Source organism: Salinisphaera sp. LB1 (assembly GCF_003177035.1).
Lineage (GTDB): Bacteria > Pseudomonadota > Gammaproteobacteria > Nevskiales > Salinisphaeraceae > Salinisphaera.
The window spans coordinates 3,952,210-3,977,479 of record NZ_CP029488.1; the positions used below are offsets into that span (position 1 = coordinate 3,952,210).

A 25,270-nucleotide genomic window follows, 5' to 3' on the forward strand; every position below is an offset into this window, starting at 1 on the left:
TCGACCGGAACCGAGGCCCCGCGGAGCGGACACCGTCGGCGCGCCTGGTTCTAGTCGATCGCTGCGTCCAGCAGCGCGCCGCAGTCGTCGTCGATCTTGTGCGTAATCAGATCGTCGGCCCGGGTACGCCCCCGATTGATCGCCATGATCGGCAGCCCGCGCACCGCGGCTTCGCGGACGAAGCGAAAGCCGGACCACACCATCAGCGAAGATCCGGATACCAGCACGGCCTCGGCCCCGGCCAGCCCGGCCCAGGCCCGCTCGACACGCGGCCTGGGTACGGCGCCACCGAAAAACACCACGTCCGGTTTGAGGATCCCGCTGCACAGAGGGCAGTCCGGCACATTGAACCGCTGGTAATCGACGTCGCCAAGCTCGATATCGCCATCGGGGCGCATGGCGGCGGCATCGTGCAACCAACCGCGGTTGGCCTCGACCAGCATATCCTGCACCCGGTGGCGTGACAGGCGGGTCCCGCAGTCCAGGCAGACCACGCGATCGAGCCGGCCGTGCAGATCGACCACGCTACCACTGCCTGCGGCCTGATGCAGGCCATCGACATTCTGCGTCACCAGCAGCGACAGCCGCCCGGCCGCCCCCAGCCGTGCCAGGGCGCGATGGCCGGGATTGGGCCGGGCCCGCGCCACGGGCGGCCAGCCGGCCATGCTGCGTGCCCAGTAACGACGGCGCTTCGAAAGCTGAGAGATGAACGCCTGATGCTGGATCGGGCGTGCCCCCTTCCAGCCGCCGTCGCGGTCGCGATAGTCCGGAATACCGGAATCGGTGCTCATGCCGGCGCCGGTCAGGACGAACAGCCGGCGATGGCGGGATACGAAGTCGCGCAACCGCTCAACATGCACCGTCCGGGTGGTCTCTGCCGGCTCCATCAACACATCGATTTCAGTCACGACGCCTCCGGGTAGCGGCAAGGACGCGCCCCGCCATGTTCGAATGCCACAGGACCGCGGGCAATGACGGCGCGCCGGCTCACGATACAAGCCCGGCGCCGATCAGTCGCGCTCGGCGTCCAGCAGCGCCCCGACTTTGGTCACGTAACCCTGCTTCGCCTTATCGGCCGCCATCCCCTTGAGTTTGGCCCACGCATCGTACTTGGCCCGGCCCTTGAAATCGGTGACACCCGGCCGCTTGCCGGAAACATCGCCTACCGTGGCCTGTTTGTAGTGCGCATACAGCGCCAGCAGGTCGGCGTTGCTCGGACGCGTGGACAGCGTCTCGACATCCTTCTGGGCCTGTTCGAATTCAGCTTGCAGATCCGCCATGGATTCTCCTCGGCCCGATGGGCCATCGTCGCGTCGGTCCGCCGAGTCTAGGGCCTGTTGCCGTTTCGTGCGAGTCCGCGCCAAGCGCTGTTTTGCGGCAAGACGAGGCGTAGCGAATGTGGCGTAGTCGTTCTACGCGAGAGAGCTACAACGCTGGATTGCCGCAAAACAGCGCTTGTCCCGAAGGGTTGGGCCGCCCCAAAAAATTGACGATGGGCGCCCTGCGGCGTTGCGAGTCTGGGTCGTGGCACGCCACGACGCGGCGACTCACGCCTTGCCGGACACGATTTGCGGACGCCAACGCGGCGCTCGCACGAAACGGCAACAGGCCCTAGCCAGCAATACGCGCGTACGTCATGAATCGATACGCCGGCGTATCGTCGGTGGCCGCGCGGGGCTCCTCGGCCACAAGTCGCCAGTGGGCCCAGTCGACCGCCGGAAACCAGGTATCGCCGGCGTATTCGGCCTCGATACGCGTGATCAGCAGACGGTCGGCCTGCGGCAATGCGAGCGCATAGACCTGTGCCCCGCCAATGACCATGAGTTCCGTCGCATCGCCCGCCTGCGCCAAGGCGGCATCCAGACGATCGACCACGACCACGCCCGCGGCCCGAAAGCCGGGCTGGCGCGTCAACACCAGATTGCGCCGGTGCGGCAAGGCCCGACCAATCGATTCAAACGTGCGCCGGCCCATCACGATGGGCTTGCCGCGTGTGTTGTGCTTGAACCAGCGCAGATCCTCCGGCAGGTGCCACGGCATGCCGCCCCGGGCGCCAATCACGCCGTTCACATCCATGGCCGCGATCAGGCTGATACGCGGTTGCGTCATCGTGTCTCCTGGCTTGCGCCTGCCCCGGCCTCGGACTGCCGGGTCAGCGTGATGATGAAGGTCGTCCCCTGGCTATGGGTTTCGGCAATCTCGAGATCGCCCCGATGGCGCCGGGCAATGCGCCGGCACAGATCGAGCCCGATGCCGGTCCCGGCCACGGCCTCGCGGTCTTGTCCGGCCAGCATGGCGTCCGGGTTGTCGAAGCCACGCGCGTTGTCGCTGTAGCGTAGCCGCAGCGTGTCGTTGTCCGGCGCCGTCGCCAAGGCCGTGATCGCGATACGCGGCGGCGTCTCCGGGCGACGATAGCGAATGCTGTTATCGATCAGATTCTGGAACAGTAATCGCAACTGTACCGGGTCGCCGGATACAACCCCAAGATTGCCCACATCGACGACGGCGTCGTGCTCGCGCGTGAGCGTGCCCAGATCGTCGACGACCGTTGCAATCAAAGCCCCGAGATCGATCCGCTGGGGCACGAATGGCGCGCTGTCGATGCGTGCCAGCCGAAGAATTCCCCCCACATTGTCCTGCAGCCGCGCCACCGCCGCATCGATGCGGGCGAGATAGTGCGCAGCGCCCGCGCCGGGGGCCACCGTGTCGTCGTCGCGCGCCGCCTCGACATACTCGCGCACGCGCCGCAGCGGCTCCCGCAGGTCGTGCACGACCGCATTGAACCAGGCACGCTCAGCCGATTGATCGCCGCCGGCCGCGGGCGCGGTCCGGCGATCACTGGATTTTTCCGGCGTCCCAAGTGCCAGGGTGAAACCGAGCAATGTATTGTCGGCCTCGTCGTGCAGCGCGACCACGGTGACCGGCCAGCAGACATCGCCGGGCCCATCGTCGACGCCGACCACCACGGCCGGCTGCGGCCGTCCGGTCTCGACCGTGCGATGCAACAGCACGTACCAGTCCTGTTCGTCCGCCGGCTGGAACAGATCGGTCACCGGGCGCCCGACCCAGGTTCGATCGACAACCTCCAGACACTCGGCGGCCTGCGGACTGACGTATTTAATCTCGGCCTCGAGCCCCAGCCCGATCCAGCCGGGCTCGCCCGCGATCAGCGCGAGATTGGCTCGGTGGGCGGCACGCGAGTCGCCTCGCGCCCGGCGCCGGCTCGGCAGCTCGAATGCCGGCCCGGTCTCGTGGATGAGCACCGCAAAACCCGGCTCGGCTTCGGGCTGCGGCCGGATCTCCAGGCGACAGTTCTTGCGCTCGCCGGCGCGGGTCAGGAGTGGCAGATCGAGCTGCGATTGCCCCGCCGCGGAGGCACCGAACAGCGTTCGGGTCACCAAACCCTGATGACGATTCTCGGCTGGCGCGAGATGATCGAGCCGGCGCCCCATGACGTCGGCCGCCAAATGCCCGAACAAACGCTCGGCGCTGTCATGCCATATGCGGACACGACCATCGAGCGTCAGCCCGCACACAGCCAGCGATGAATCCCGCGCGAGCAGCAACTCGAGCGCGCGCTCGGCAAAGCCGCCGTTATCGTCATAGACGAGCCGGCGTGAAACATGGGCCGTGGAATCGATCATGACCGTTCCATGCTCGTTCGTGAAAACGTCGCCGCGCCCAACCCGATCAGTGAATCGGGGCGGTCAAACCGGCCAGGAGTTCGGTCACGTCCGGCGTCGTCAGGCCGGGCGCATAATAGAAACCCTGCGCGAAGCCGCAGTGGTTATCGGCCAGAAAGCGTCGCTGCCCATCATTCTCAACCCCTTCGGCCACCACACGCATCCCCAGACTGGCCCCCAGGGCGATGATCGCCCGGGCCATGGCCTGGTCGCTGGGATTGTCCACGACACCGCGCAGACAGTTGAGATCGATCTTGAGCACGTCCACGGGCCGCCGCGTTAGAGACTGGAGCGTCGAGCGACCGCGCCCGACATCATCTATAACGACCCGTACCCCCAAATTCTTGAGGGCGGCGAGCAGATCGTCGAAAACCCGGTTGTCGAGAATGAGTGCGCTCTCGCTGAATTCCAGTTCGAGGCAGCCGGGCGGCATGCCGCGCTCGTCGATCAGCCTTCGTACGCTGGCCAGCAGGCCGGCGCTACTGACCAGTTCGGCCGAGACATTGACCGCAAGCACGACGTCGGCATCAATCAGGCCGTAGTCGCGCCAGGCCAGATACTGACGACAGGCCGACGACAGCACCCAATCGCTGAGCCGTTCGATAAAACCACTCGCCTCCGCGAGCGCGACGAAACGCGTCGGCGAAATCGGTCCGAGGCGGCTGTGATGCCAGCGCGACAACGCTTCCAGCGCGACGATACGGCCGGTCTCGAGCTCGAACTGGGGCTGGTAGACCAGATACAACTCGTCGCGCTCCAGGGCCAGGCGCAACTCGTTGCCCAGCTCCGCCGGCTCGGCCTCGGTCGCCTGATCGACGTCGGCAAACCAGCAGAAGCGATCGCGTCCGGCCCGCTTGGCGGCGTACATCGCCGCGTCGGCGTGGGTGAGCAAGGTCATGCCATCGGCGCCGTCCTCGGGGTAGCGCGCCGCGCCAATCGATATGGTCACGCGTAGCCGGTGCTCGCGCACCACCACCGGCTGGCGGAACCGATCCAGCACGGCACGCAGCATCGCATCGACCTCGGTGCTGTCGTCCGTGTCGGCCACCGCCACGAATTCGTCGCCGCCCACGCGCCCCAACAGCACCTGCGCGCTACAGCTGGCCTGGAGGCGCTCCGCGGCCACGGCCAGGGCGCGGTCGCCCACGTTATGGCCCAGCGAATCGTTGATACTCTTGAAACCGTCGAGATCGAAATAGATCACCACGAAGGGGGCGCGCCGCTCCGGCGGCTCGGCCAGCTTCCGGGCGATGCGTTCCTGCACCACGCGGCGGTTGAACAGACCGGTAATCTGATCGTGCTCGGCCAGATAGGTGAACTGCGCCTGGTTGGCGTACTGCTGGATCGCGTAGCGAATGACCCGTTCGATCAGTACCGCCGTCAGGGAATCCTTGGACAGAAAATCGACCGCACCGGCCTTCATGACCGCCAGATCGATTTCATAATTGTCGTTACCGGTCAGCACGACGATCGGCCCGGCGAAGCGTCGGGCGGCCGCGCTGCGCAGCACTTCCAGGCCGGTGCGCGCGCCCAGCTGATAATCGAGCAGGCAAATATCGTGCGCAGCACGCGCCAACTCACGTTCGGCTTCGACGTGGTCCGATGCGAACGTCAGGGCATACTCCATCCCGTGCGCCGCCGACAATAGACTGGCCAGATGTTCGCGATCCTCTTCGCTATCCTCGACGACGAGAACCCGAATCGGGCCCGTTCCCTGATTCAATGTGAGTTTTCTTATTCAAATGTCCTGGTCGACAGTCTACTTCAACTCACCGACCACGCGCTGAAAATACTGCCCGGGCGCGAGCCGTATCGGACATTCAGACCGCGATCGGCGCCTTGATGGCCGGATGGCTTTTATAATCAAGCAATTCGATGTCATCGAAACGAAAATCGAAGATGTCGTCGATGGCCGGGTTCAGATGCAGGCGCGGTGGCGCGAGCGGCTCGCGCGCAAGCTGGACCGCCACCTGATCGAGGTGATTCAAGTAAATATGCGCGTCGCCGAGCGTATGAACGAAGTCGCCCACGGCTAGATCGCATACCTGGGCAATCATGTGCGTTAAGATTGCATAAGAGGCAATATTGAACGGCACGCCCAGAAAAATATCGGCACTGCGTTGATAGAGCTGGCAGGATAAACGCCCGTCGGCGACATAAAACTGAAACATCGCATGACACGGCGGCAACGCCATATCGTCGACCTGGGCCGGATTCCACGCGGTCACGATATGCCGGCGTGAATCGGGATTGCGCCGGATGCCCTCGATCACGCGTGCCAGCTGATCGATCGACTCACCGTTCGGCGCCGGCCAGCTGCGCCACTGGTAGCCGTAGACCGGCCCGAGGTCGCCGTTCTCGTCGGCCCACTCGTCCCAGATCCGGACTTTGTTCTCGCGCAGGTAGGCGATATTGGTATCGCCGGCGATAAACCACAGCAGCTCGTGGATGATCGAGCGCAGGTGCAGTTTCTTGGTGGTCAGCGCCGGGAAACCGCGGGCCAGATCGAACCGCATCTGGCGGCCGAACACTGACCTCGTGCCCACGCCGGTACGATCGGCCTTGGTCACGCCGTGATCGCGCACCTCACGCATCAGGTCGAGATAGGGTTGCTCGATCGCCGCACTCACTTGGCACCGCCCTCATTCGGGTCGCGTCGGGTATATGCCCAGATCAAAAGCACGATGCCGCCGACGATCATGGGCGCCGAATAGATCTGGCCGAGCGTCATCCAGCCGAAGGCGACGAAGCCGGCGAACGGATCCGGCTGGCGGAAGAACTCGCAGAAAAAGCGGAAGCAACCATAGCCGACCAGGAACACACCGGATACCGCCGCACGCGGACGCGGCTTGGCCGCATAGATCCAGAGAATCGCGAACAGGGCGAGCCCTTCCAGCGAGGCCTCGTACAGTTCCGAGGGGTGCCGCGGCTGCGGCCCGACATGCGGATAGATCATGGCCCAGGGCACATCGGTGACCCGGCCCACCAGTTCGCCGTTGATAAAATTCCCGATCCGCCCGAAGAACAGCCCGATGGGCACGATCGGTGCCACGAAGTCGGTGATCTGGAAGAAGGTGCGGTGTGTTTTACGCGCGAACCACAGCGAGGCGATCAACACACCGATCAGACCGCCGTGGAACGACATGCCGCCGTCCCATACCGCGAAAATCTGCAGCGGATGGTGATAGAACAGATCGGGCTGGTACAGCAGCACATAGCCCAACCGTCCGCCGAACACCACGCCGAGCACGACATAGAACAGGAAGTCGCCGACTTCCTCCTTATGCCAGTGCACATGCGGCTGGCGCGTGCGCACGATGCCCATGCCCCAGCCGACGAGGAAGGACAACAAATACATCAGGCCGTACCAGTGCACGGCCAACGGGCCGATCGAAAACGCGATCGGGTCGAAATCGGGACGTACGAACATGGGCGCGGAGTTTAGCAGCACGCAGCCCCGCGATGGCGATCAAACCGATGACGAATTATTGAAACCGCACCCGGCCGTCCGCCGACACATCGCGCGTGTCGCATGGCCCGCGGCGTCAGCGCGTCAGCGCATAGCACAGCGCATCCCGCGGCACCGCCGTATCGCCAAGATTAGGGCATGGTGCCCAACGTGCGAGCCGCCCTTCGTATCGCATGCCGAGTTTTTCCAGCACGCGCGCGGAGGCGGTATTGTCGACGTCGCAGGTGGCCCACACACGATACAGATCGTCGTTGGCCCACGCGGCCTCGACAATCGCCGCGGCCGCCTCCGTGGCCAGCCCACGCCCCCAGACCGAAGGCGCGAGGATATAACCGATCTCCGCGCCGTGCTGATCGAACTGGCACGACACCGCACCGTGCAGCACGCCGGTGGCCCGGTCGGTCACGGCGTAGCAGAAATCGTCGCCCGCAGCCCAGCCGGCCGCGACATCGTCGAGAAAGTCGTGGGTGTCGTCGATGTCCTCCGCGGTCGGCCAGATCATGTAGCGCGTGGCCACGGGATCGCTGGCGTAGGCGAAGATGGTCCCGGCATCGGTAGGCGCCGGCGGCCGCAGATGCAGCCGCCGGGTATCGACGCTGCGCGGCATGAAGGTCATCATCGAACGCGATCTCCCCGCAGGCGGCGCAGGCTATTTTCAGTCCAGCGCGTGGCCGAATTCCTTGGCGTAGCGCGCCTTGAACTCGTCCATCGTGAAGGCGTGGTTCTGGGTACCGGGCCGCTCGATCTTGATCGTGCCCATCAGCGAGGCGATGCGACCGGTGGTCGCCCAGTCGTAACCCTGCTGCAGGCCGTAGATCAGCCCGGCCCGGAACGCGTCGCCGCAACCCGTCGGGTCGCTCAATGCCGAGGGACTGCCGGTGGGGATTTCGTACGTCTTGCCATCGGCATAGATTACCGACCCCTTGGCGCCCTTGGTCACGATCAGCGCCTTGAGCCGGGCCGCGATCTCGGCCTCGCTCATGCCCGTGCGGTCGCGCACCAGCTTGGACTCGTAGTCGTTGACCGCGAGATATGCCGCCTGGTCGATGATCGTGTTCAGCTCCGCGCCGTTGAACATCGGCAGGCCCTGCCCCGGATCGAAGATGAAATCGATCCCGGCATCGGCAAACTGCTGCGCATGGGCGACCATGCCGTCCTTGCCATCCGGCGACACCATGCCCAGCGTGATACCGGCGTTGTCCGGCACCGCCTGCTCGTGGGCATGGTTCATCGCGCCCGGATGGAAGGCCGTGATCTGGTTGTCGTCCATGTCGGTGGTGATGTACGCCTGCGCGGTGTAGGCATCATCGATACGCAAGATGTGATCACGGCTGATGCCGTGCTGATCCATCCAGTCGGCATAGTCGTCGAAATCCGTACCGACCGTGCCCATGGCCTTGCCGTCGCCGCCCAGCAGCGCCAGCGAATAGGCAATGTTACCGGCACAGCCGCCGAATTCCCGGCGCATTTCCGGCACCAGGAAAGAGACGTTCAGCATATGCACCTGGTCGGGCAGAATCTCGTTCTTGAACTGCCCGGAGTAGACCATGATGGTATCAAAGGCAAAGGAACCGCAGATCAGCGCAGACATAGATTGTCCTTTCGTCAAGTAAACGGGTGGCGCGCTTTCATCGCCCGCCGAGGCGCCGCCGGCATCAATCCGCCGGCGCACCCTGTAAGCATTGAATCAGGCAGCCGAGCGTTCGCCGCCCGATTTGGGTTCGTATTTCAAATCGAGCGACTTGGCCGCCGCGACTTCGTCCAGCCGGCGCACCGGCAGGCTCACCGGGGCGTTCTTGAGCGTCGTCGCATCGTTTCTGGCTTCGTTCCAGATCGCGACCATGGCGTCGACGAATCCATCCAGCGTCTCGCGTGACTCGGTCTCGGTGGGCTCAATCAAAAAGCATTCGGGCACGAGCAGCGGGAAGTAGATGGTCGGGGCGTGATAGCCGTAGTCGAGCAGCCGCTTGGCGAAGTCGGTCGCAGTCACGTCCAGCTGCTGCTTCTGGCGCTTGAGCGTGACGATGAACTCGTGGCTGGCGCGCCGGTCCGGGAACGCGACCTCGAAGCCGGCCTGCTTGAGCCGCGCCATCAGGTAGTTCGAGTTGAGCGTCGCGAATTCAGAGACCCGCGTCATGCCCTCGCGCCCCAGCAGGCGCGCATAGACATACGCCCGCAGCAGCACGCCGGCGTTGCCCATGAAGGTCGACAGGCGGCCGATGCTGTGCGGCACATCCTTTTCGGTCAGCCAGCGATAGCTGGCATTTGTGCCCTCGCCCTCACGGCCGACCACCGGGATCGGCATGAAATCGCGCAGACGCCGGGACACACCGACCGCACCCGAGCCCGGCCCGCCGCCGCCGTGCGGCGTGGAGAAGGTCTTGTGCAGGTTCATGTGGATGACATCGAAGCCCATGTCGCCCGGGCGTACCTTGCCGAGAATGGCGTTGAGGTTGGCGCCGTCGTAGTACAGCAGGCCGCCGGCGTCGTGGATCATCTTCGAGATCTCGAGAATGTCCTGTTCGAACACGCCCAGCGTGGACGGGTTGGTCAGCATGATGCCGGCCGTCTTCGGGCCCACTTTCGCGCGCAGCGCCTCGAGATCGACGTCGCCATCGGCATCGGTCGGAATCTCGACCACGGTGCAGCCGCACATCACGGCCGTGGCCGGATTGGTGCCGTGGGCCGCGCTCGGCACGATGATTTCGTCGCGCTCGGTATCGCCGCGGGCCTCGTGGTAGGCCTTGATCATCGCCACGCCGGTGAATTCTCCCTGCGCGCCGGCCATGGGCGTGAGCGAGACCGCGGCCATGCCGGTCACTGTCTTGAGCATTTCCTGCAGCTCAAAAAAGCAGGCCATCATGCCCTGACTGTGACTGGCCGGCGCCAGCGGATGCCGATTCAGAAAGCCCGGCAGCGAGGCCAGCGTGTTACAGGCTCGCGGGTTGTACTTCATCGTGCACGAGCCCAGCGGGTAGAAGTGCGTATCGATGGAGAAGTTGAGCTGCGACAGGCGCGTGTAATGCCGCACCACGTCCAGTTCGGAGACTTCCGGCAGGCCGAGCGCGCTGCGGCGCCTGAGGTTCTCCGGCAGATCGTACACCGCGGGCGCGGTTTCCGGCGCCTGGGCGGTGGCCCGGCGGCCCGGCCGGCTGTGTTCGAAGATCAGTCGTTCAGTCATGGCAATCCAAAACCGTTAGGCCGATTCGAGCGCGGCGATGGCCGCGTCGTAATCGGGTTCTTCGGAAATCTCGGGCACGAGTTCGCTGTAGACGACGCGATCGTCGGCATCGGCCACGATCACGGCGCGGGCGCACAGCCCGGCCATGCCGCCGTCCTCGATCAGCACGCCGTAGTCGGCAGCGAAGGTCTTGTCGCGCATCATCGACAGCGTGACGCCGTTGTCCAGCCCTTCGGCGGCACAGAAGCGCTTGTGCGCGAACGGCAGATCGGCCGAGACCTGCAGCAGCACGACACCCGTCAAGGCTTCGGCGCGGGCATTGAACCGCTTGACCGACAACGCACAGGTCGGCGTGTCCAGGCTCGGGAAGATATTGAAGATCTTGGCGCGGCCGGCGAACGCGTCGAGTCCGACATCGACCAGATCGCTGCCGGTGAGCCGCAGCGGCGGCAGGCGATCGCCCGGCTGCGGCAGTTCGCCGGCGACGTGCATTTCGGCGCCGCGGCGCGTGATGGTTCGGCTCATATCAGGCCACCTCTGTCATTTCCGCCAGCACATCCGACAGCGCGTTGGCGTAGGCCGCCAGATCGTCGTCGGTCTTGGTTTCGGTTGCACAGACGAGCAGCACGTCATCCATGCCGTCGAAAAATTCGCCCAGTGCCAGGCCGCCGAGGATGCCGCGCTCGGCCAGGGCGTCGAGCACCGGCTGGGCCGGCACCGGCAAGCGCAGCGCGGCTTCGTGGAAGAACGGTGTGTTGAATACGCGCGCCACGCCGTCGAGTGCGGTCAGGCGTGCCACCAGATCGCGGGTGGTCGCAGCACAGGTCGCGGCCACGGTTTCCAGACCATGCGAGCCCAGCAGGCTCATGTGAATGGTCGCGGCAGTGACCAGCAACCCCTGGTTGGTACAGATATTCGAAGTGGCCTTGGAGCGCCGGATATGCTGCTCGCGCGGCTGCAGCGTGAGCACATAGCCCGGCTTGCCGTCCATATCCCGCGTGCGCCCGACCACGCGCCCCGGCATCTGACGCACATGGGTCTTGCGGCAGCACAGAATACCGAAGTACGGCCCGCCCCCGGCCAGTGGTGCGCCCAGCGGCTGGCCTTCGCCGACCACGATATCGGCACCGGCGCCGTCGCCCCATTCGCCCGGCGGGCTCAGCAGTGCGAGCGACACCGGATTGACCACACCGATCGCCAGCGCGCCGTTATCGCGCGCCCAGTCGGTCAGCGCATCCACATCCTCCAGCACGCCGAAGAAATTCGGCTGCGGGATGACGAGCGCGGTGATGTCCTCGCCGGTCCAGGCGTCGAGCGCGGCGCGGTCGATCTTGCCGTCGGCGCCGAAGGCGATCGACTCGAAGATAATGTTCTGGTTTGCGCAGATGTTGTGCGCGACTTCGCGATAGTACGGATGCACGCTGGCCGGCATCAGCATCCGCCTGGACTTGGATTTGCGATTGGCCCGCACGGCCATCAGCACGGCCTCGGCCAACGCGGAGGCCCCGTCGTAGAGCGAGGCGTTGGCGACGTCCATGCCGGTCAGTCCGCACACCATCGTCTGGTACTCGTAGACGACCTGCAGCGTGCCCTGGCTGGCCTCGGCCTGATACGGCGTATAGGCGCTGTAGAACTCGCCGCGGGTGGTGATCTCCCATACCGCGGCCGGCACGTGATGCTCGTAGGCACCCGCGCCGATAAAGCACAGACCGCCAGTATCCCGCGCGGCGCGTTGGTGCATCAAGCGGGTGACGGCCTGCTCGCTGGCGCGTTCCGGAATCGCCGAGATATCGACATCGCGCAGCTTCGGGTCGATCTCGGAAAACAGGGCATCGACACTGTCCGCGCCGATGGCGGCCAGCATGTCCGTGATGTCCTTGTCGGTATGGGGAATGAAAGGCATAGCGTTTGCAGGTTGAAACCAGGCTGGAGACCAGGAAGCGGCGCCGACGACACGCGCCGGCGCCGTAAGGAGATCGGTCAGTCTTCTTCGGCTTCGACGATCTCACCATAGGCATCGGCGTCCAGCAGGTCGTCGAGATGCGCGGTGTTGTCAACCGTCATCTTGAACAACCAGCCCTCGCCGAACGGATCTTCGTTGACGCGCTCGGGCGAATCGGCCAGTTCCTCGTTGACCTCGACGATCTCGCCATCGACCGGCGCATAGATATCGGAGGCGGCCTTGACCGATTCGACCACGGCCACCGGGTCGCCCACGGCGAACTTGGTGCCGGTCTCCGGCAGTTCGACAAACACCAGATCGCCCAGCGAGCCCTGGGCGTATTCGGTGATGCCGACGGTCACGGTGCCGTCGCCGTCGTTGGCCACCCATTCGTGGCTCTTGGTATACGAAAGTTCGTTCGGGATATCGCTCATTGTCTTATCCTGGATTGGCCCCTTGACGAGTCGAAATGATAAGCGAGGCGGCCCCGTATTCCAGCCGCTCGCAGGAAAAAGCGTCGGTCCGGCCGCTAGAGATCGATGTGGATCTCGCCGTGACGCACGAAGGGATAGGAGACGATGCGGGCCGGCACCCACTTGCCGCGCAGCTCGACCTCGACCTGGTCCGACCAGTCGGCGGGCACGCGCGCCAGTGCGATGGAGCGCGACAGGGTCGGCGCGAAGCTGCCGCTGGTGACCTCGCCGGGCGCGTCCCCGGCCTCGGTGGCCTCGTCGCCGGCCGCGCGCACGGCCGCGCCGTGGCGCATGACGCCGCGGCCTTCCAACAGCAGGCCGACCATTTTCCTGGTCTCGTCGTATTCGCGGATATGCGTCAGCGCATCCCGGCCGATGAATTCGCGTTCCGCCGGCTCGAAGGCCACGGTCCAGGCCAGGCCGGACTCCAGCGGCGTGATGTCTTCGTCCATGTCCTGGCCGTAAAGATTCAGCCCGGCCTCGAGCCGCAGCGTGTCCCGCGCGCCGAGGCCGACCGGCGACACGCCGGCCTCATGCAGCGCCCGCCAGGTCTCGACTGCTGCATCGGCCGGCAGCATGATCTCGAACCCGTCCTCGCCGGTGTAACCGGTGCGACCGAGCACCCAGTCATCGGCGACCGTGGCGCGAAACGGCTTGAGCTCCATCGCCGCGGCCGCGAGATCGTCATCAAGAATCCGCTGGCAAAGCTCGCGTGCCTGCGGTCCCTGTACGGCGATGATCGCCAGCTCGTCGCGCGCCGTGACCGTGGCGTCGAAGTCGCGGGCCTGGCTGGTGATCCACGCCATATCCTTGGTCGTGGTGGCCGCATTGACCACGATGCGATACCAGTGCTCGCCCAGGTGATAGACGATCAGGTCGTCGACCACGCCACCGCGGGTGTTGAGCATGCAGGTATAGAAGGCACGGCCCACTTCGTCGATCTTGGCCACATCGTTGGCCAGAGTCCGCCGCAGCAGGTCGCGCGCCTGCGGGCCCTCGATGTCGACCGGGCGCATGTGCGAGACATCGAACATGCCGGCCGATTCACGCACGGCCTTGTGTTCGGAAATCTGGGAGCCGTAGTGGATCGGCATCTCCCAGCCGGCGAAATTCACCAGCTTGGCGCCCAGGGCGACGTGCTCGTCGTACAACGGGGTCTGATTGGCCATGCGATCGACTCTTTTCGGACAAATGCGGCAGTTGAAAGACCGTCGGTCTCGTTCCGCCGCCCCTCTGTCCTGGCACCTGAGAGATTCGCCCCGTCGGTGAACCGCCTTGGCGGTTGCTCTCCAGAGTCGATCGTGGCCGGCATGCCGGCCCACGCGTGGTCCTGTGGCCTGAGCGTTTCCGGGCGGAATTGCGCCTTCGGCGGCGGGCGTGCCCGCTCTCTCCCACGCGTTTTGCGATCGAGTACCGAACTATACCGGGCGCGCCGGGCCAAGCCAAATGGCGCGACTCGAGCCCGTTGCCGTTTTGCGCGGCAGCGCGCCGGCGGCCCGCGCTAGCGCAACAACGGCGCCCCATCGGGGGAAAGCCCCGCGGCCTGGCTGATCATGATCCGGCGGATCGGGGCCAGCCGCGAAGCGCCGCCGATAGCCAGTCCGCGCAACACACGCAACAACGGGTTGCGGCTGCCGTAGAGCCGTTTCAGGCCATCGGTAGCGGCCAGCATCATCATGTTGTCGCCCATGCGCGCGCGCTGATAACGCTTGAGATAGCGCAATTCGCCGGCGTCCGCCCCGGCGGTGCGGCCCGCCTCGAGTGCGGCCACCAGCTCGGCGACGTCCAGCAGCCCCAGATTCACCCCCTGTCCGGCCATGGGGTGGACAACGTGCGCGGCGTCGCCAGCGATCGCCACGCGCGGTTGTACGTATTCGCGCGCATGCATCAGCTTGAGCGGGAACGCCGCGCGCGGGCCCATGTGCTCGATGCGCCCGAGCGCGCCGCCGCTGGCCTCGGTCAGCCGGCGACAGAATTCGTCATGATCGAGCGCAGCCAATTCATCCGCCAGCGCTTCATCGGCATGCCAGGCCAGCGAGCACCGGCCATCCGACAACGGCAAAAACGCCACCGGGCCGGTTTCGGTGAAACGCTGCCAGGCGATATGCCGGTGGTGGTGCGCGGTCGTGACCGTGCCGACCGTACAACGCTGGCCGTACGCCCATCCCGTGGTCGCGATGCCGGCGGCTTCGCGCACCGGCGAATTCGCCCCTTCGGCTCCGACCACCAGGGCCGCGCTGATCTCCTGTTCATCATCGAGCGTCAACCGCGCGGCGTTGTCGTCGACTGCCAGCGCGGCGAGGCGGGCCGGGCAATAGACATCGACATGCTCGAACGCCTGCCAGGCGGCATCGACCACCAGCGCATTCTCGACGATGTGCCCGAGCTCGGGCAGGCCGACCGCGGTATTCTCGAGAAACAGCTCGTCATCGCCACCCGCCTGCCAGACCTTCATGCCGGTGAAGGCACAGATTCGCTTCGCCGGCACGCGCTCCCAGAGACCGAGATTGTCCAGCACCCGCCGCGGCCCCGGCGCGATCGCCGATTGCCGCAGCTCGTAATCGGCTTCCGGGTCGAGCGGCTTGGGCTGCCTGGCCTCGATCAGGGCGACGTGGAAATCGGCGTCGGACAGTGCGACGGCGAGCACCGCGCCCACCATGCCGCCGCCGACAATAGCGACATCGTAACGAGGGCCTGTGGTCATAAGTTCATCCTGCGGTCGGAGCGGCGCATTGCGGTGTCATCGAGCAGCGCCAGCCCCATGCTGCGCCGCGCCATGCCGCCGCGCACGCCCGGCGCCAGCGACAAACCGAACAAGCCGGCGCCGCGCACATGACCGAGGCCCGGCACGCGATTGGAAAACAGGCGCACGATACGGTCGGTGAAATTGGCCACGCGGTGTTGATCCGGTCGCCGGCTTTCGGCCCAGGCCGCCAGATGATCGGCGTCGCCCGGATCGAACGCGGCACCGTCGAGCTGCTGGTGCTCGCGCAGGGCCGCCGCCACGCCCAGCGCATCCCGCATCGCTAGATTGAAGCCCTGGGCCGCGGCCGGGTGCAGCGCGTGGCCGGCATTGCCGATCAACGCGGCACGATGCGACCAGGCCCGGTCGCAGAGCACGCGCGCCAACGGATAGGCGCCGCGCGGCCCGGCCAGCGTCAACCGGCCCAGGCGATCGCCGAAACGCGCCTGCAACTCGGCGGTGAAATCGTCGTCGCCCGAATCCAGCAACCGCCGCGCCTCGTCGGTCGGCACGGTCCAGACCACGGCCGCCGTGTCATGCACGAACGGCAACAGCGCCACCGGCCCATCCGGGGTGAAACGCTCGTAGGCACAACCGGCCAGCGAGCGTTCGGTGCGGGCCTTGGTGATGATCGCGGACTGGCCATAGTCGTCGACCGTGGCCCCGATACCGAGCGCCGAGCGCACTTTCGAGTGGGTGCCGTCGGCGCCGATCACCAACCGCGTGGTCAGACGGCGTTTGCCCTCGCCTTCGGTCAGTGTGAGTTCAACCGCCGCGTCGCCCTGATACGCCAGCGACTCGAAGGCCGCGGGCGCGATCGTATCCACATGATCCATGTCGGCCAGCCGCTCGCGCAGGGCACCGATCATGGTGAGATTGGGCACCACATAGCCGAGCGCGGGCAGGCCGTACTCGGCCGCGTCGACCGTGACGCGGCCGAAATGCCCGGCCTGCGAGACATGCAGGCGCTCGATCGCGGCCGCGTCCTCGGCCATCGCCGACCACAGCCCGAGCTCGTCGAACATGGCGCGCGTGCCCCAGGCGAGTGCCGTGGTGCGCGCCTTCATGTTCTCGTCGGCCGGCGCATCGAAGGCCACCGCTTCGATCAGCGCGATGCGCAGCCCGCTGCCGGACAGCGCGCACGCCAAGCTGGCACCGGCCAGGCCGCCGCCCACCACCGCAATGTCGTAATCGGCGCTCACGCGTTTTCGCTCATGAGCGCCTCGATGGCCGCCGGCGCCTTGGGCACGGCCGAGGTCATGATCTCCGGAGCGCCATCGGTGATCACGATATCGTCCTCCACCCGGATGCCGATGCCCCAATAGCGCGGGTCCGCGCCGTCGGCGCCCGGCGGGATATACAAGCCCGGCTCGATCGTGAGCACCATGCCGGGTTCGAGCGCGCGCCACTCGCCGTCCTGCTTGTACGCGCCCACGTCGTGCACATCCATGCCGAGCCAATGGCTCGTGCCGTGCATGAAGAACGTCTTGTAGCGCTCGTCGGCGATCACCGATTCGCGATCGCCGGTGACGAAACCCAGTTCGAGCAGACCGTCGACCAGAGTCTCGAGCGCGGCCTGGTGCGGTGCGTTGGCCTTCGCCCCGGCACGGCAGGCCGCGATCGCGGCTTCGTTGGCGGCCAGCACGATGTCGTAGACCTCGCGCTGGGTGTCGGTGAAACGGCCGTTGGCCGGGAAGGTACGCGTGATATCGCCGGCATAGCCGCGGTACTCGGCGCCCGAATCGATCAGCACCAGATCGCCGTCGGCGAGCGCCGATGCATTTTCCACATAATGCAGCACACAGGCATTGGCCCCCGCCCCAACGATGGTCGGATACGCCCAGTGCATGCCGTCGAGGCCGTAAATGTAATGCAGCGTGGCCTCGAGCTGATATTCGTACACACCCGGTTCGGCCGCACGCATGGCCGCGCAATGCCCCGCGGCCGACGTCGAGGCGGCCTGGCGCATCAAGGCCAGCTCGGTCGGCGACTTACGCAACCGCATTTCATGCACCACGCTATTGAGCGAGATGATGTGCTCAGGTGGCGCCGCATGCCGGCCGCGCGAACGCAGATCGTTCAGCCGTGCGAGCAGGCGCTGTTCGAACTCGGGATGGATGCCCTGGGTCATATACAGGTACTTACGAGTCGAGAGCATATCGCCGATGCGCGCATCGAATTCCTCGATCGGAAAGGCCTGATCGGCGCCGAACCGCGCCATCGCTCCCTCGGTGCCGGCGCGATGGCCGATCCAGGTCTCGGCCGCCGGATCGCGCTCGCGACAGAACAGCACGTACTCGCCGTCTTCGCGCCCAGGCGCGATCACCGCGATCGCACAAGGCTCGCCGAAGCCGGTCAGATAGCGAAAATCGCTGTTCGGCCGATACGGATAGTCGACGTCGTTGTTGCGATTGCGCTCGGGCGTGGCGGCAATGACCGCGATGCCAGAGGCGCCGATCTCGCGCGCCAACGCGGCGCGGCGCTCGGCATGATCGGACGGGTCGTCGGCGTGATTCAGATGGGACGGGTCGGCAATCAATGCAGCGTCTCCCGGGTTTCGGGGCCTTCCCGCCGAGGCTGAAGTTCGAGAAAGATCATCTGCACGCCGACGCGCACGTACTCCACCAGCTCGGCGTAGTCGGCTTCGGCGCTGTCGGCATCCTCTTCGGCGGTGAGCTCGGCCTTCGACAGTTCGGTGAGATCGGTCACGATCTCGCGGACTTCATCCGACAACTGATCCGGATCGAAGCGACCGCGATAGCTCAGGCCGAAAAGAAAGCCCGAACACCAGCGCGCGAGCGCGTTGACGCGACGATCCAGCGAATGCTCGTCGTCGTCAGGCAATAGCGGCGTGAAGCTCAGGTCGGGATCGAACAGCCCTTCGAGCGTCATCTCGCGCAGGGCCTCGAGCGCGGCGGTCAGATTTTCGGCCTCGACATCGTCCACGGCCGCCGCCGGCGGCTGCTCGTTGTCGATGCACAACATGCCGGTCAGCGTGCCGTGAGTCTCGCCGGGTGTTTGCACCGAGCCGGCTTGTTTGAGCCCGTGATCGAGGGCCATGAAGATATCGGACTGACTCATGTCGGACCTTTGCGTTAAAGCGACTTCATGGTAGCAAAGCCCGGGCCCCGATTGCGCCAGGCACCGGCCGCGCCGGGCGGTGCCGTCCGGCCCGCGCGCGCATCAATCGACCGGCCGGCCGCAGAGTGCCTCCGGATCATGCTCGTCCTGCGCGTCATCGTGCGCGACCGAACCCATGCGAAGACTGCCGTCGGCGCAGTGCACAATCCGCGCCTTGTGGCTCGTCTGGCTGGAGGCTGAGCCCGGATCGGCCGACTGCGCACCGGCCGCGCGGGCCTGTCGGCGTTGCGGGCCACTGCTCTGTTTCGGCCCGGCGGCGCCGCTCGTTGCCTGCGCGTCCGGCGGCGCACCGGGCGATTCGGGCACGGGATGTGGAATCACCTTACCGGTCTGCGGATCAAGATAAATCGTCTGACCGGAGTCGGCGGCCGCCGCCGCGCCACTGGCCACGGCCAGAGCCGCAACGATTGAGCCGGAAATACACAACTGCTTGATCGACATGACGGATATCGCATCGTTGATGAGACGGCCCATCGTATCCCGCTGCCCGGCACACTGCTGTAACACGCCGCTTGTCTGCGCGCGCCCGTATCATCGCGGTATGCTGCCACCCTCAAGCCCGCCTCGCGACAACTGCCCATGGCCGTATTGAACTGGCGCGACACCCTCGAAGAACTCGTCGCCGAGCCCACCATCAGCAGCGATGACCCGACACTGGATCGTGGCAATCGCCGCGCGGCCGAGATGCTGGCCGCCCGGCTCGACCACGCCGGCTTCGACTGCGACATCCGCCCGATCGGCGAGCGCGATGACAAGGTCAACCTGATCGCCCGCCTCGGCCCGCCCGGGCACGGTTCCGAATCCGGCCTGGTGTTCGCCGGGCATATCGACACCGTGCCCTACGACGACACCGGCTGGGATTCGGACCCGTTCACGCTCAGCGAGCGCGACAATCGGCTCTACGGCCTCGGCACGACCGACATGAAAGGCTTCGTCGCATTGGCGGCCGGCGTGGCCGCCGAGTACGCCGGGCATACGCTCGAAGCCCCGTTGTCGCTGGTGCTTACCGCCGACGAGGAATGCGGCATGGACGGCGCCCGGGCGCTGGCCGATACGGGCATCGCCGCCGGGCGCTACTGTGTGATCGGCGAGCCGACGTCCCTGGTGCCGATCCGGCAGCACAAGGGCATCTTCATGGAGACCATCGAGACCGTCGGTGCCTCGGGCCACTCCAGCAATCCAGCCTACGGGGCCAACGCCATCGAGGCCATGCACACCGCGATCGGCGCGATTCGCGCGCTGCGCGATGAACTGGCCGAACGCGCCCCGGCCAAGGAATTCCCGGTGCCGCATGCCACCCTGAATCTGGGCACCGTACGCGGCGGCGACGCGGCCAACCGCATCCCGGCGCGTTGCCGGCTGGATATCGATCTGCGTTTTCTGCCAGGGGACTCGATCAACGACCTGCGCGAAGCCCTGCGCAGCCGGGTTCGCGCCGCTCTCGCACCAAGCGATTGCTCGGTACGCTTCTCGGCCCTGTTCGCCGGCACGCCGGCACTGGAGACACCGCCCGATTCGCCGATCGTGACGGCCTGCGAGGAATTGACCGGCCACGAGGCCACGGCAGTGGATTTCGGCACCGAAGGCGCGTTCTACCATGCCATCGGCATGGACACGGTCATCCTCGGGCCGGGCGATATCGCCCTCGCCCATCAGCCGAACGAATATCTGGCCCTGTCGCGCATCGCCCCGATGCAGTCGATTCTGCGTGAACTGGTGCATCGGTTCTGTCGGCCCGCCTGACCGACCGGCCGGCGCTCGCCCGGACCCTGTGTTTTTTGCTCTAATGCCGCGATGCCTGCCAGCCGTAACAATAATCCGCTAGCGATCGACCAGAACGCCATGGTCGCCGCCCTGCGCGCATCCGCGCCGTATGTGCATGCGCACCGCGGTCGCACGTTCGTGATCCACCTGCCCGGCGAGGCGGCCGCATCGCCGCGTTTCGTCGACCTGATCTACGACGTCGCCCTGCTCGCCAGCCTGGGCGTACGCCTGGTCATCATATTCGGGGCGCGCCCGCAGATCGACGCAGCGCTGGCTTCGGCCGGCCTGACACCGCGTTTGTCGCATGGTGTACGGGTCACCGACGCCGACGCCCTGGTCTGCGTACGCCAGGCGGTGGGCAGTCTGCAGATGGCCTACGAGGCGCATCTGTCCACCAGCCTGGCGAGCACGCCCATGGGCGGCGCCCGTATCTCGACCGCCAGCGGCAATCTGGTCACCGCCCGGCCGATGGGCGTGGTCGACGGCGTCGATCATGGCCATACCGGCGAGGTGCGGCGAATCGACAGCGCGAGCATCAACGCCCATCTGGCACGTGGTCACATCGTGCTGCTGTCGTGCATCGGCTATTCGCCGTCGGGCGAGATATTCAATCTCGTCACCGAGGACGTGGCCGGCGCCACCGCGACCGCGCTTGCCGCTGACAAGTTCGTCCTGATGCACCCCGGCGCAGCCATGCATGCCCGCTTCGCCGAATCCTCGCCGGGCCTGACCGTGGACGCGGCGCGCGCCATGCTCACGGCCGACAACGCCGACCTCGCCGCGGCGGACCGGGCCCGTCTGGAAGCGGCCATCCGGGCATGCGAGGCCGGCGTCGAGCGCAGCCACCTGGTGAGTTTCGACACCGACGGCGCGCTGCTGCGCGAGCTGTATTCGCGCGACGGGCTCGGCACCATGGTCGCCGCCGATACCTACGACGCGGTGCGCACCGCCACGCCCGAGGACCTGGGTGGCGTGCTCGCGCTGATCGAGCCGCTGGCCGAGGCCGGCCTGCTGGTGCCGCGCTCGCGCGAGGCGATCGAGCTGGACATCGAGCGTTACGTGGTCATGGCTCGCGACGGGCTGATCACGGCCTGCTGTGCGCTCATGCCCTATCCCGAGGAAGCGGTCGGCGAACTGGCCTGCGTGGCCGTTCATCCGGCCTATCGCGGCGGCAACCGCGCCGCCATCCTGCTGGCCGAGATCGAAAAACGCGCCCGCGCGGCCGGACTCACCCACCTGTTCGTGCTCACTACGCGCGCGCCGCACTGGTTCGTCGAGCACGGCTTCGAGCCTTCGAGCATCGAGGCGCTGCCGCTGGCCAAGCGCGCGCTATACAACTATCAACGCAATTCAGCGGTTCTGATCAAGCCGCTGGTCGCGGTCTGAGCGGCGCGGTGGCGCGCGCAAGGCATGTGCCCCGGGTTTATCTGGCCCAGGATCTGGCCGAAGGCGGCACGATTACCCTGCCCGACGACAAGCGGCACCATCTGGCAACCGTCCTGCGGCTGGCCGCGGGCAATACGCTGGTGCTGTTCAACGGCGACGGCGCGGAATACACCGCTACCCTCACCGCGGCCGACCGCAAGCGGGCCGAGGCGCGCGTCGACCGTCGCACGACACCGCACCGCGAATCACCGCTCAAGATCACGCTGCTGCAGGCGGTCGCCCGCGGCGATCGCATGGATTTCGCCCTGGCCAAGGCCGTGGAGCTGGGCGTGACCGCGATCCAGCCGGTGTTCACTGCCCGCGGCCAGGTCAAGCTCGATGGCGCGCGGCTGGCAAAGAAACAGGGGCATTGGCAACGCATCGTGGAATCGGCCGCCGAACAAAGCGGGCGGCTGCTCTGCCCGGAATTACACGAGGCCACCGATCTGGCCGCACAGATCGACAACCCGCCCGCCGCCGATCGTTGCCTGATGCTCGCGCCCGAGGCCGACGTCGGCCTGGCCGCGCAGACGCCGGCGACCCGCATCGCGCTGTTAATCGGCCCCGAATCCGGCCTGTCGAACGACGAGATCAACCGCGCCGCCGCCGCCGGCTGGCAGCCGCTGGCGCTCGGGCCGCGCGTGCTGCGCACCGAAACCGCCGGCATGGCCGCACTGGCTGCGTTGCAGACGATTTGGGGCGATCTGGCGGGCTGAGTGGCATCGTTCTTCGAAGCAATCATCCACAGATTGACACCGATATACGCCGATTTATTCGGCTCGTTTTGCTTGGCCGATGAGAAGGCCACCGCATTCGTTTGGTGCTCACGAAACGACGGCCTGTCTTCGATCTGCGTCCGTCTGCGCGCTTCTGCGGCTCACAAACTCGGCGGCTTCGTTCCTGGAAGCAACCTGTCCGCAGATCGACGCAGATGGACACGGCCCGCTTTCGCTTTGCCGAAATTGAAAAGCCCTTGATCTCTGTACCGGGCCCAGTGCTTCAATTCGCCTCAATTCAAATCTGTGTGAATCTGCGTACATCTGCGGATAAAAACAGATCGGCAAAGCGAAGCGAGCCGAGCCGAGCCGCGCATCATTATTCCGCGGGCCCAAGGGCGATCACCGCATTGGTTCGAGGGTCGTGAAACGGCGCACGGCTGTCTTAGTCTGCGGCTCGAAAAGATCGAGCTTTCGCTCCTCCGCTAAACACCCAACCCGCCGATACACGGCATCAGTAGTGATATCGCAATTGCGCAATAAGAAGTGCGTCCTCGGTTACCTTGTACACGAGCCGATGTTCGTCATTGATGCGTCGAGACCCGTATCCGGACAGGCCGTGCTTGAGCGGCTCCGGTTTGCCGATACCCTCGAACGGCGTTCGCTGAATCTCTTTGATGAGCTGATTGATGCGGCGCAGGGTCTTTTTTTCCGTTTTCTGCCAGTAGAGGTAGTCTTCCCAGGCATGCTCGGAAAAGGTGAGTTTCATTCAAGAAGCTCCCTCTCCTCGCCGCCCCCTTGTTCCAGCTCGGCAACCGATTCGAGCAGACGGCGCGCGTTCCTGGGCGCACGCAACAGGTATGCAGTCTCCTGAAGGGCTTCATAGTCTTCCAGGGACATCATCACCACCGAAGCGGCCTTGCTTCTGGTGATGATAACGGGGGCGTGGTCGTCACAGACCTGTTCCATTGTTTTTGCCAGGTGGGTTCTGGCGGCCGTGTAGCTGATGGCGTCCATAACAATGACCTGTACATAAATTCGGACATGTTCAATATATAGTACGCATCCTGGCTTCAGCAAGCGATAGCTGCCGGCCGGTTTTCAGGGGCTTCGTTCCTTGAAGCAATCTGTCCGCAGATCGACGCAGATGCACACAGATGGACACGGCTCGCTTCGCTTTGCCGAAATTTAAAAGCCCTTGATCTCGGTGCCGGCTCAGCGCTTCAACTCGCCTGATTTCAAATCTGCGTGAATCTGCGTACATCTGCGTACATCTGCGGATAAAAACAGATCGGCAAAGCGAAGCGAGCCGAACCGCGCATCATCATCATTCGGCGGACGAGTACATGCGGCCAGACCAAACGACGATACGCAGCTAAAGCACATTTCGCGGTCCACGGCTTTGTTCCTTGCATCTATCCGCAGATCGACGCAGATTCGCGCAGATGGGTCCGGCGCGTTTCGCCTTACCGGAATCGTGCCCCTCAGGTAACGCGACGAGCTGTTCTGCTGACACAGATTGCCTTTCATCTGAGTAGATCGGCGTTGATCTGCGGACAAAACCCATCTGCCGAGTTCCAATCTGTGTGAATCGGCGCACATCGGTGGACAACAAGCCGATCGGCAAAGCGTAGCGGGCTGCACACGGTCTTGCCGATCGGCGGATGAAAAAAGCTCCGGCTGCGCTACCATGCGCGGCATAGCACACTGTCCGGCGGCTCGCTCCGCCCAAGGAATCTGCAATGGCGTATTCGCTCGGCGTGGTGATGGATCCGATCGAGGACATCACGCCCTACAAGGACACAACGCTGGCCCTGCTGCTCGAAGCCCAGCGCCGCGGCTACACGATCCACTACTTCACCATGAGCGATCTGTTCGTGGCCGACGGCGTGGGCTACGGCACGGGCCGTGTCATCCGGGTTGCGGACGACAACGACGACTGGTTCGCCTTCGCCGGAGAGTCGAACACCCTGCCGCTGTCGGATCTCGACGTGATCCTGATGCGCAAGGACCCGCCCTTCGACACCGAATACATCTACGCCACCTATATTCTCGAACTGGCCGAGAACGAAGGCACGCTGGTGGTCAATCGTTGCGACGCGCTGCGCGACGTGAACGAGAAGATGGCGATCAATCGCTTCGCCCATCTGTGCGGGCCGACGCTGGTCGCCCGGCGCGCGGACGCGTTTCGGCGTTTCATCAAGCAGCACCGCGATGTCGTGCTCAAGCCGCTGGACGGCATGGGCGGCTCGCGAATCTTCCGCGTCACCGAGGGCAACGACAACACGAGCGTCATTCTCGAGGTGCTGACCGAGCATGGCACGCGATATGCCATGGCGCAGGCTTATCTGCCCGAGATCGTCGATGGCGACAAGCGCGTGTTGCTCGTGGACGGCGAACCGATCGGCTACGCCTTGGCCCGCGTTCCGGCCGAAGGCGAGCTGCGCGGCAATCTCGCGGCCGGGGGCCGTGGCGTCGGCCGCGAGCTGACCGAAGCCGATCTGAAGATCGCACGCGAAGTCGGCCCGTACGTCCGGGACAAGGGGCTGCTTTTCGTCGGTCTCGACGTCATCGGCGACAAACTCACCGAAATCAATGTCACCAGCCCCACCTGCGTGCGTGAGCTCGAGGCGCAATTCGGCATCAATATCTGCGCGAAGTTGTTCGAAGCCATCGAGAAACGGATCGAGCCCCAATCGGCATAGTCGGCGCCGGCCGGGCCGCGCTGACCGC

Annotated in this window: 26 protein-coding genes and 2 riboswitches; of the genes, 4 read left to right on the plus strand and 22 right to left on the minus strand. The window is 65.5% G+C overall.

Annotation, left to right across the window (positions count from 1 at the left end):
* Nucleotides 1-50: 50 nt before the first annotated feature.
* The 19 genes from SALB1_RS17715 to SALB1_RS17805 all read right to left on the minus strand — a co-directional run bounded on the left by SALB1_RS17715 (nucleotide 51) and on the right by SALB1_RS17805 (nucleotide 19,073).
* Nucleotides 51-887, minus strand: a complete 837-nt coding sequence (locus SALB1_RS17715; RefSeq protein WP_109995055.1) for an NAD-dependent protein deacetylase — start codon at nucleotides 885-887, stop codon at nucleotides 51-53.
* Nucleotides 888-1,010: 123 nt separating this feature from the next.
* A complete protein-coding gene (locus tag SALB1_RS17720; protein ID WP_109995056.1) occupies nucleotides 1,011-1,280 on the minus strand; it encodes an acyl-CoA-binding protein in 270 nt (89 codons plus the stop codon).
* A 331-nt stretch (nucleotides 1,281-1,611) separates the two neighbouring features.
* Nucleotides 1,612-2,109: a dihydrofolate reductase gene (locus SALB1_RS17725; RefSeq protein WP_109995057.1), complete on the minus strand. Its 498-nt coding sequence runs from the start codon at nucleotides 2,107-2,109 to the stop codon at nucleotides 1,612-1,614.
* Nucleotides 2,106-3,644 (minus strand): ATP-binding protein, encoded by a 1,539-nt coding sequence (locus SALB1_RS17730; RefSeq protein WP_109995058.1) that lies wholly within the window; start codon nucleotides 3,642-3,644, stop codon nucleotides 2,106-2,108. The genes SALB1_RS17725 and SALB1_RS17730 overlap by 4 nt, the downstream gene beginning before the upstream one ends.
* A gap of 46 nt (nucleotides 3,645-3,690) precedes the next feature.
* Entirely contained in the window at nucleotides 3,691-5,406 is a 1,716-nt protein-coding gene (locus SALB1_RS17735) for a bifunctional diguanylate cyclase/phosphodiesterase (RefSeq protein ID WP_109995059.1), read from the minus strand.
* A gap of 97 nt (nucleotides 5,407-5,503) precedes the next feature.
* Nucleotides 5,504-6,313: a thymidylate synthase gene (locus SALB1_RS17740; RefSeq protein WP_370453199.1), complete on the minus strand. Its 810-nt coding sequence runs from the start codon at nucleotides 6,311-6,313 to the stop codon at nucleotides 5,504-5,506.
* Nucleotides 6,310-7,113: a prolipoprotein diacylglyceryl transferase gene (gene lgt / locus SALB1_RS17745; RefSeq protein ID WP_109995060.1), complete on the minus strand. Its 804-nt coding sequence runs from the start codon at nucleotides 7,111-7,113 to the stop codon at nucleotides 6,310-6,312. Before lgt ends, SALB1_RS17740 begins: the two co-directional genes overlap by 4 nt.
* 115 nt (nucleotides 7,114-7,228) lie before the next feature.
* Nucleotides 7,229-7,759: a GNAT family N-acetyltransferase gene (locus SALB1_RS17750; RefSeq protein WP_158590814.1), complete on the minus strand. Its 531-nt coding sequence runs from the start codon at nucleotides 7,757-7,759 to the stop codon at nucleotides 7,229-7,231.
* 48 nt (nucleotides 7,760-7,807) lie between these two features.
* Entirely contained in the window at nucleotides 7,808-8,743 is a 936-nt protein-coding gene (locus SALB1_RS17755) for a carbohydrate kinase family protein (RefSeq protein WP_109995062.1), read from the minus strand.
* Between the two features lie 96 nt (nucleotides 8,744-8,839).
* Nucleotides 8,840-10,333 carry an aminomethyl-transferring glycine dehydrogenase subunit GcvPB gene (gene gcvPB / locus SALB1_RS17760; RefSeq protein WP_199678853.1) on the minus strand — a complete coding sequence of 498 codons (1,494 nt, stop codon included), beginning with the start codon at nucleotides 10,331-10,333 and terminating at the stop codon, nucleotides 8,840-8,842.
* A 15-nt stretch (nucleotides 10,334-10,348) separates the two neighbouring features.
* A complete protein-coding gene (gene tpx, locus SALB1_RS17765; protein ID WP_109995064.1) occupies nucleotides 10,349-10,858 on the minus strand; it encodes a thiol peroxidase in 510 nt (169 codons plus the stop codon).
* Between the two features lies 1 nt (nucleotide 10,859).
* A complete protein-coding gene (gcvPA, locus tag SALB1_RS17770) occupies nucleotides 10,860-12,236 on the minus strand; it encodes an aminomethyl-transferring glycine dehydrogenase subunit GcvPA (protein WP_109995065.1) in 1,377 nt (458 codons plus the stop codon).
* A gap of 77 nt (nucleotides 12,237-12,313) precedes the next feature.
* Complete coding sequence (gene gcvH, locus SALB1_RS17775; RefSeq protein WP_109995066.1) at nucleotides 12,314-12,709, minus strand: glycine cleavage system protein GcvH; 396 nt, start codon at nucleotides 12,707-12,709, stop codon at nucleotides 12,314-12,316.
* Nucleotides 12,710-12,804: 95 nt separating this feature from the next.
* Nucleotides 12,805-13,917, minus strand: a complete 1,113-nt coding sequence (gcvT, locus tag SALB1_RS17780; protein WP_109995067.1) for a glycine cleavage system aminomethyltransferase GcvT — start codon at nucleotides 13,915-13,917, stop codon at nucleotides 12,805-12,807.
* 54 nt (nucleotides 13,918-13,971) lie between these two features.
* Nucleotides 13,972-14,051, minus strand: a riboswitch (glycine riboswitch).
* 12 nt (nucleotides 14,052-14,063) lie between these two features.
* A riboswitch (glycine riboswitch) is annotated at nucleotides 14,064-14,152 on the minus strand.
* A 97-nt stretch (nucleotides 14,153-14,249) separates the two neighbouring features.
* Complete coding sequence (locus tag SALB1_RS17785) at nucleotides 14,250-15,452, minus strand: UbiH/UbiF/VisC/COQ6 family ubiquinone biosynthesis hydroxylase (RefSeq protein ID WP_109995068.1); 1,203 nt, start codon at nucleotides 15,450-15,452, stop codon at nucleotides 14,250-14,252.
* Complete coding sequence (locus SALB1_RS17790; RefSeq protein WP_109995069.1) at nucleotides 15,449-16,693, minus strand: FAD-dependent monooxygenase; 1,245 nt, start codon at nucleotides 16,691-16,693, stop codon at nucleotides 15,449-15,451. Before SALB1_RS17790 ends, SALB1_RS17785 begins: the two co-directional genes overlap by 4 nt.
* Nucleotides 16,690-18,030: an aminopeptidase P N-terminal domain-containing protein gene (locus tag SALB1_RS17795; protein ID WP_255414450.1), complete on the minus strand. Its 1,341-nt coding sequence runs from the start codon at nucleotides 18,028-18,030 to the stop codon at nucleotides 16,690-16,692. The genes SALB1_RS17790 and SALB1_RS17795 overlap by 4 nt, the downstream gene beginning before the upstream one ends.
* Nucleotides 18,027-18,572: a UPF0149 family protein gene (locus SALB1_RS17800; protein ID WP_109995070.1), complete on the minus strand. Its 546-nt coding sequence runs from the start codon at nucleotides 18,570-18,572 to the stop codon at nucleotides 18,027-18,029. The genes SALB1_RS17795 and SALB1_RS17800 overlap by 4 nt, the downstream gene beginning before the upstream one ends.
* A 102-nt stretch (nucleotides 18,573-18,674) precedes the next feature.
* A complete protein-coding gene (locus SALB1_RS17805; RefSeq protein WP_147420775.1) occupies nucleotides 18,675-19,073 on the minus strand; it encodes a hypothetical protein in 399 nt (132 codons plus the stop codon).
* Between the two features lie 138 nt (nucleotides 19,074-19,211).
* On the opposite strand from SALB1_RS17805, the gene argE reads away from it, so the two are divergent.
* The 3 genes from argE to SALB1_RS17820 are packed head-to-tail and all read left to right on the plus strand — an operon-like array spanning nucleotide 19,212 to nucleotide 22,537.
* On the plus strand, nucleotides 19,212-20,375 hold the full coding sequence (gene argE / locus SALB1_RS17810; protein WP_109995072.1) for an acetylornithine deacetylase: 1,164 nt from the start codon (nucleotides 19,212-19,214) through the stop codon (nucleotides 20,373-20,375).
* Nucleotides 20,376-20,426: 51 nt separating this feature from the next.
* Nucleotides 20,427-21,782 (plus strand): amino-acid N-acetyltransferase, encoded by a 1,356-nt coding sequence (gene argA / locus SALB1_RS17815; RefSeq protein ID WP_222843042.1) that lies wholly within the window; start codon nucleotides 20,427-20,429, stop codon nucleotides 21,780-21,782.
* 8 nt (nucleotides 21,783-21,790) lie between these two features.
* Nucleotides 21,791-22,537, plus strand: coding sequence for a 16S rRNA (uracil(1498)-N(3))-methyltransferase (locus tag SALB1_RS17820; RefSeq protein WP_199678854.1), 747 nt, complete (start codon nucleotides 21,791-21,793; stop codon nucleotides 22,535-22,537).
* A gap of 514 nt (nucleotides 22,538-23,051) precedes the next feature.
* On the opposite strand, the gene SALB1_RS17825 is transcribed toward SALB1_RS17820, so the two are convergent.
* The 3 genes from SALB1_RS17825 to SALB1_RS18910 all read right to left on the minus strand — a co-directional run bounded on the left by SALB1_RS17825 (nucleotide 23,052) and on the right by SALB1_RS18910 (nucleotide 24,067).
* A complete protein-coding gene (locus SALB1_RS17825; RefSeq protein WP_109995073.1) occupies nucleotides 23,052-23,306 on the minus strand; it encodes a Txe/YoeB family addiction module toxin in 255 nt (84 codons plus the stop codon).
* Nucleotides 23,303-23,554, minus strand: a complete 252-nt coding sequence (locus SALB1_RS17830) for a type II toxin-antitoxin system Phd/YefM family antitoxin (RefSeq protein WP_109995074.1) — start codon at nucleotides 23,552-23,554, stop codon at nucleotides 23,303-23,305. The genes SALB1_RS17825 and SALB1_RS17830 overlap by 4 nt, the downstream gene beginning before the upstream one ends.
* Before the next feature lie 198 nt (nucleotides 23,555-23,752).
* Nucleotides 23,753-24,067, minus strand: coding sequence for a hypothetical protein (locus tag SALB1_RS18910; protein WP_145961379.1), 315 nt, complete (start codon nucleotides 24,065-24,067; stop codon nucleotides 23,753-23,755).
* Nucleotides 24,068-24,279: 212 nt separating this feature from the next.
* Between SALB1_RS18910 and gshB the strand changes: the two genes are divergently transcribed.
* Entirely contained in the window at nucleotides 24,280-25,242 is a 963-nt protein-coding gene (gene gshB, locus SALB1_RS17835; RefSeq protein WP_109995075.1) for a glutathione synthase, read from the plus strand.
* Nucleotides 25,243-25,270: the final 28 nt, after the last annotated feature.

Bases quoted from the DNA above. Each gene is read 5' to 3' on its own strand.
- SALB1_RS17715 (WP_109995055.1), bottom strand. From the start codon at position 887: ATGGAGCCGGCAGAGACCACCCGGACGGTGCATGTTGAGCGGTTGCGC.
- SALB1_RS17720 (WP_109995056.1), bottom strand. From the start codon at position 1,280: ATGGCGGATCTGCAAGCTGAATTCGAACAGGCCCAGAAGGATGTCGAG.
- SALB1_RS17725 (WP_109995057.1), bottom strand. From the start codon at position 2,109: ATGACGCAACCGCGTATCAGCCTGATCGCGGCCATGGATGTGAACGGC.
- SALB1_RS17730 (WP_109995058.1), bottom strand. From the start codon at position 3,644: ATGATCGATTCCACGGCCCATGTTTCACGCCGGCTCGTCTATGACGAT.
- lgt (WP_109995060.1), bottom strand. From the start codon at position 7,113: ATGTTCGTACGTCCCGATTTCGACCCGATCGCGTTTTCGATCGGCCCG.
- SALB1_RS17750 (WP_158590814.1), bottom strand. From the start codon at position 7,759: ATGCCGCGCAGCGTCGATACCCGGCGGCTGCATCTGCGGCCGCCGGCG.
- SALB1_RS17755 (WP_109995062.1), bottom strand. From the start codon at position 8,743: ATGTCTGCGCTGATCTGCGGTTCCTTTGCCTTTGATACCATCATGGTC.
- gcvPB (WP_199678853.1), bottom strand. From the start codon at position 10,333: ATGACTGAACGACTGATCTTCGAACACAGCCGGCCGGGCCGCCGGGCC.
- tpx (WP_109995064.1), bottom strand. From the start codon at position 10,858: ATGAGCCGAACCATCACGCGCCGCGGCGCCGAAATGCACGTCGCCGGC.
- gcvPA (WP_109995065.1), bottom strand. From the start codon at position 12,236: ATGCCTTTCATTCCCCATACCGACAAGGACATCACGGACATGCTGGCC.
- gcvH (WP_109995066.1), bottom strand. From the start codon at position 12,709: ATGAGCGATATCCCGAACGAACTTTCGTATACCAAGAGCCACGAATGG.
- gcvT (WP_109995067.1), bottom strand. From the start codon at position 13,917: ATGGCCAATCAGACCCCGTTGTACGACGAGCACGTCGCCCTGGGCGCC.
- SALB1_RS17785 (WP_109995068.1), bottom strand. From the start codon at position 15,452: ATGACCACAGGCCCTCGTTACGATGTCGCTATTGTCGGCGGCGGCATG.
- SALB1_RS17800 (WP_109995070.1), bottom strand. From the start codon at position 18,572: ATGAGTCAGTCCGATATCTTCATGGCCCTCGATCACGGGCTCAAACAA.
- SALB1_RS17805 (WP_147420775.1), bottom strand. From the start codon at position 19,073: ATGTCGATCAAGCAGTTGTGTATTTCCGGCTCAATCGTTGCGGCTCTG.
- argE (WP_109995072.1), top strand. From the start codon at position 19,212: ATGGCCGTATTGAACTGGCGCGACACCCTCGAAGAACTCGTCGCCGAG.
- argA (WP_222843042.1), top strand. From the start codon at position 20,427: ATGCCTGCCAGCCGTAACAATAATCCGCTAGCGATCGACCAGAACGCC.
- SALB1_RS17825 (WP_109995073.1), bottom strand. From the start codon at position 23,306: ATGAAACTCACCTTTTCCGAGCATGCCTGGGAAGACTACCTCTACTGG.
- SALB1_RS17830 (WP_109995074.1), bottom strand. From the start codon at position 23,554: ATGGACGCCATCAGCTACACGGCCGCCAGAACCCACCTGGCAAAAACA.
- SALB1_RS18910 (WP_145961379.1), bottom strand. From the start codon at position 24,067: ATGAAAGGCAATCTGTGTCAGCAGAACAGCTCGTCGCGTTACCTGAGG.
- gshB (WP_109995075.1), top strand. From the start codon at position 24,280: ATGGCGTATTCGCTCGGCGTGGTGATGGATCCGATCGAGGACATCACG.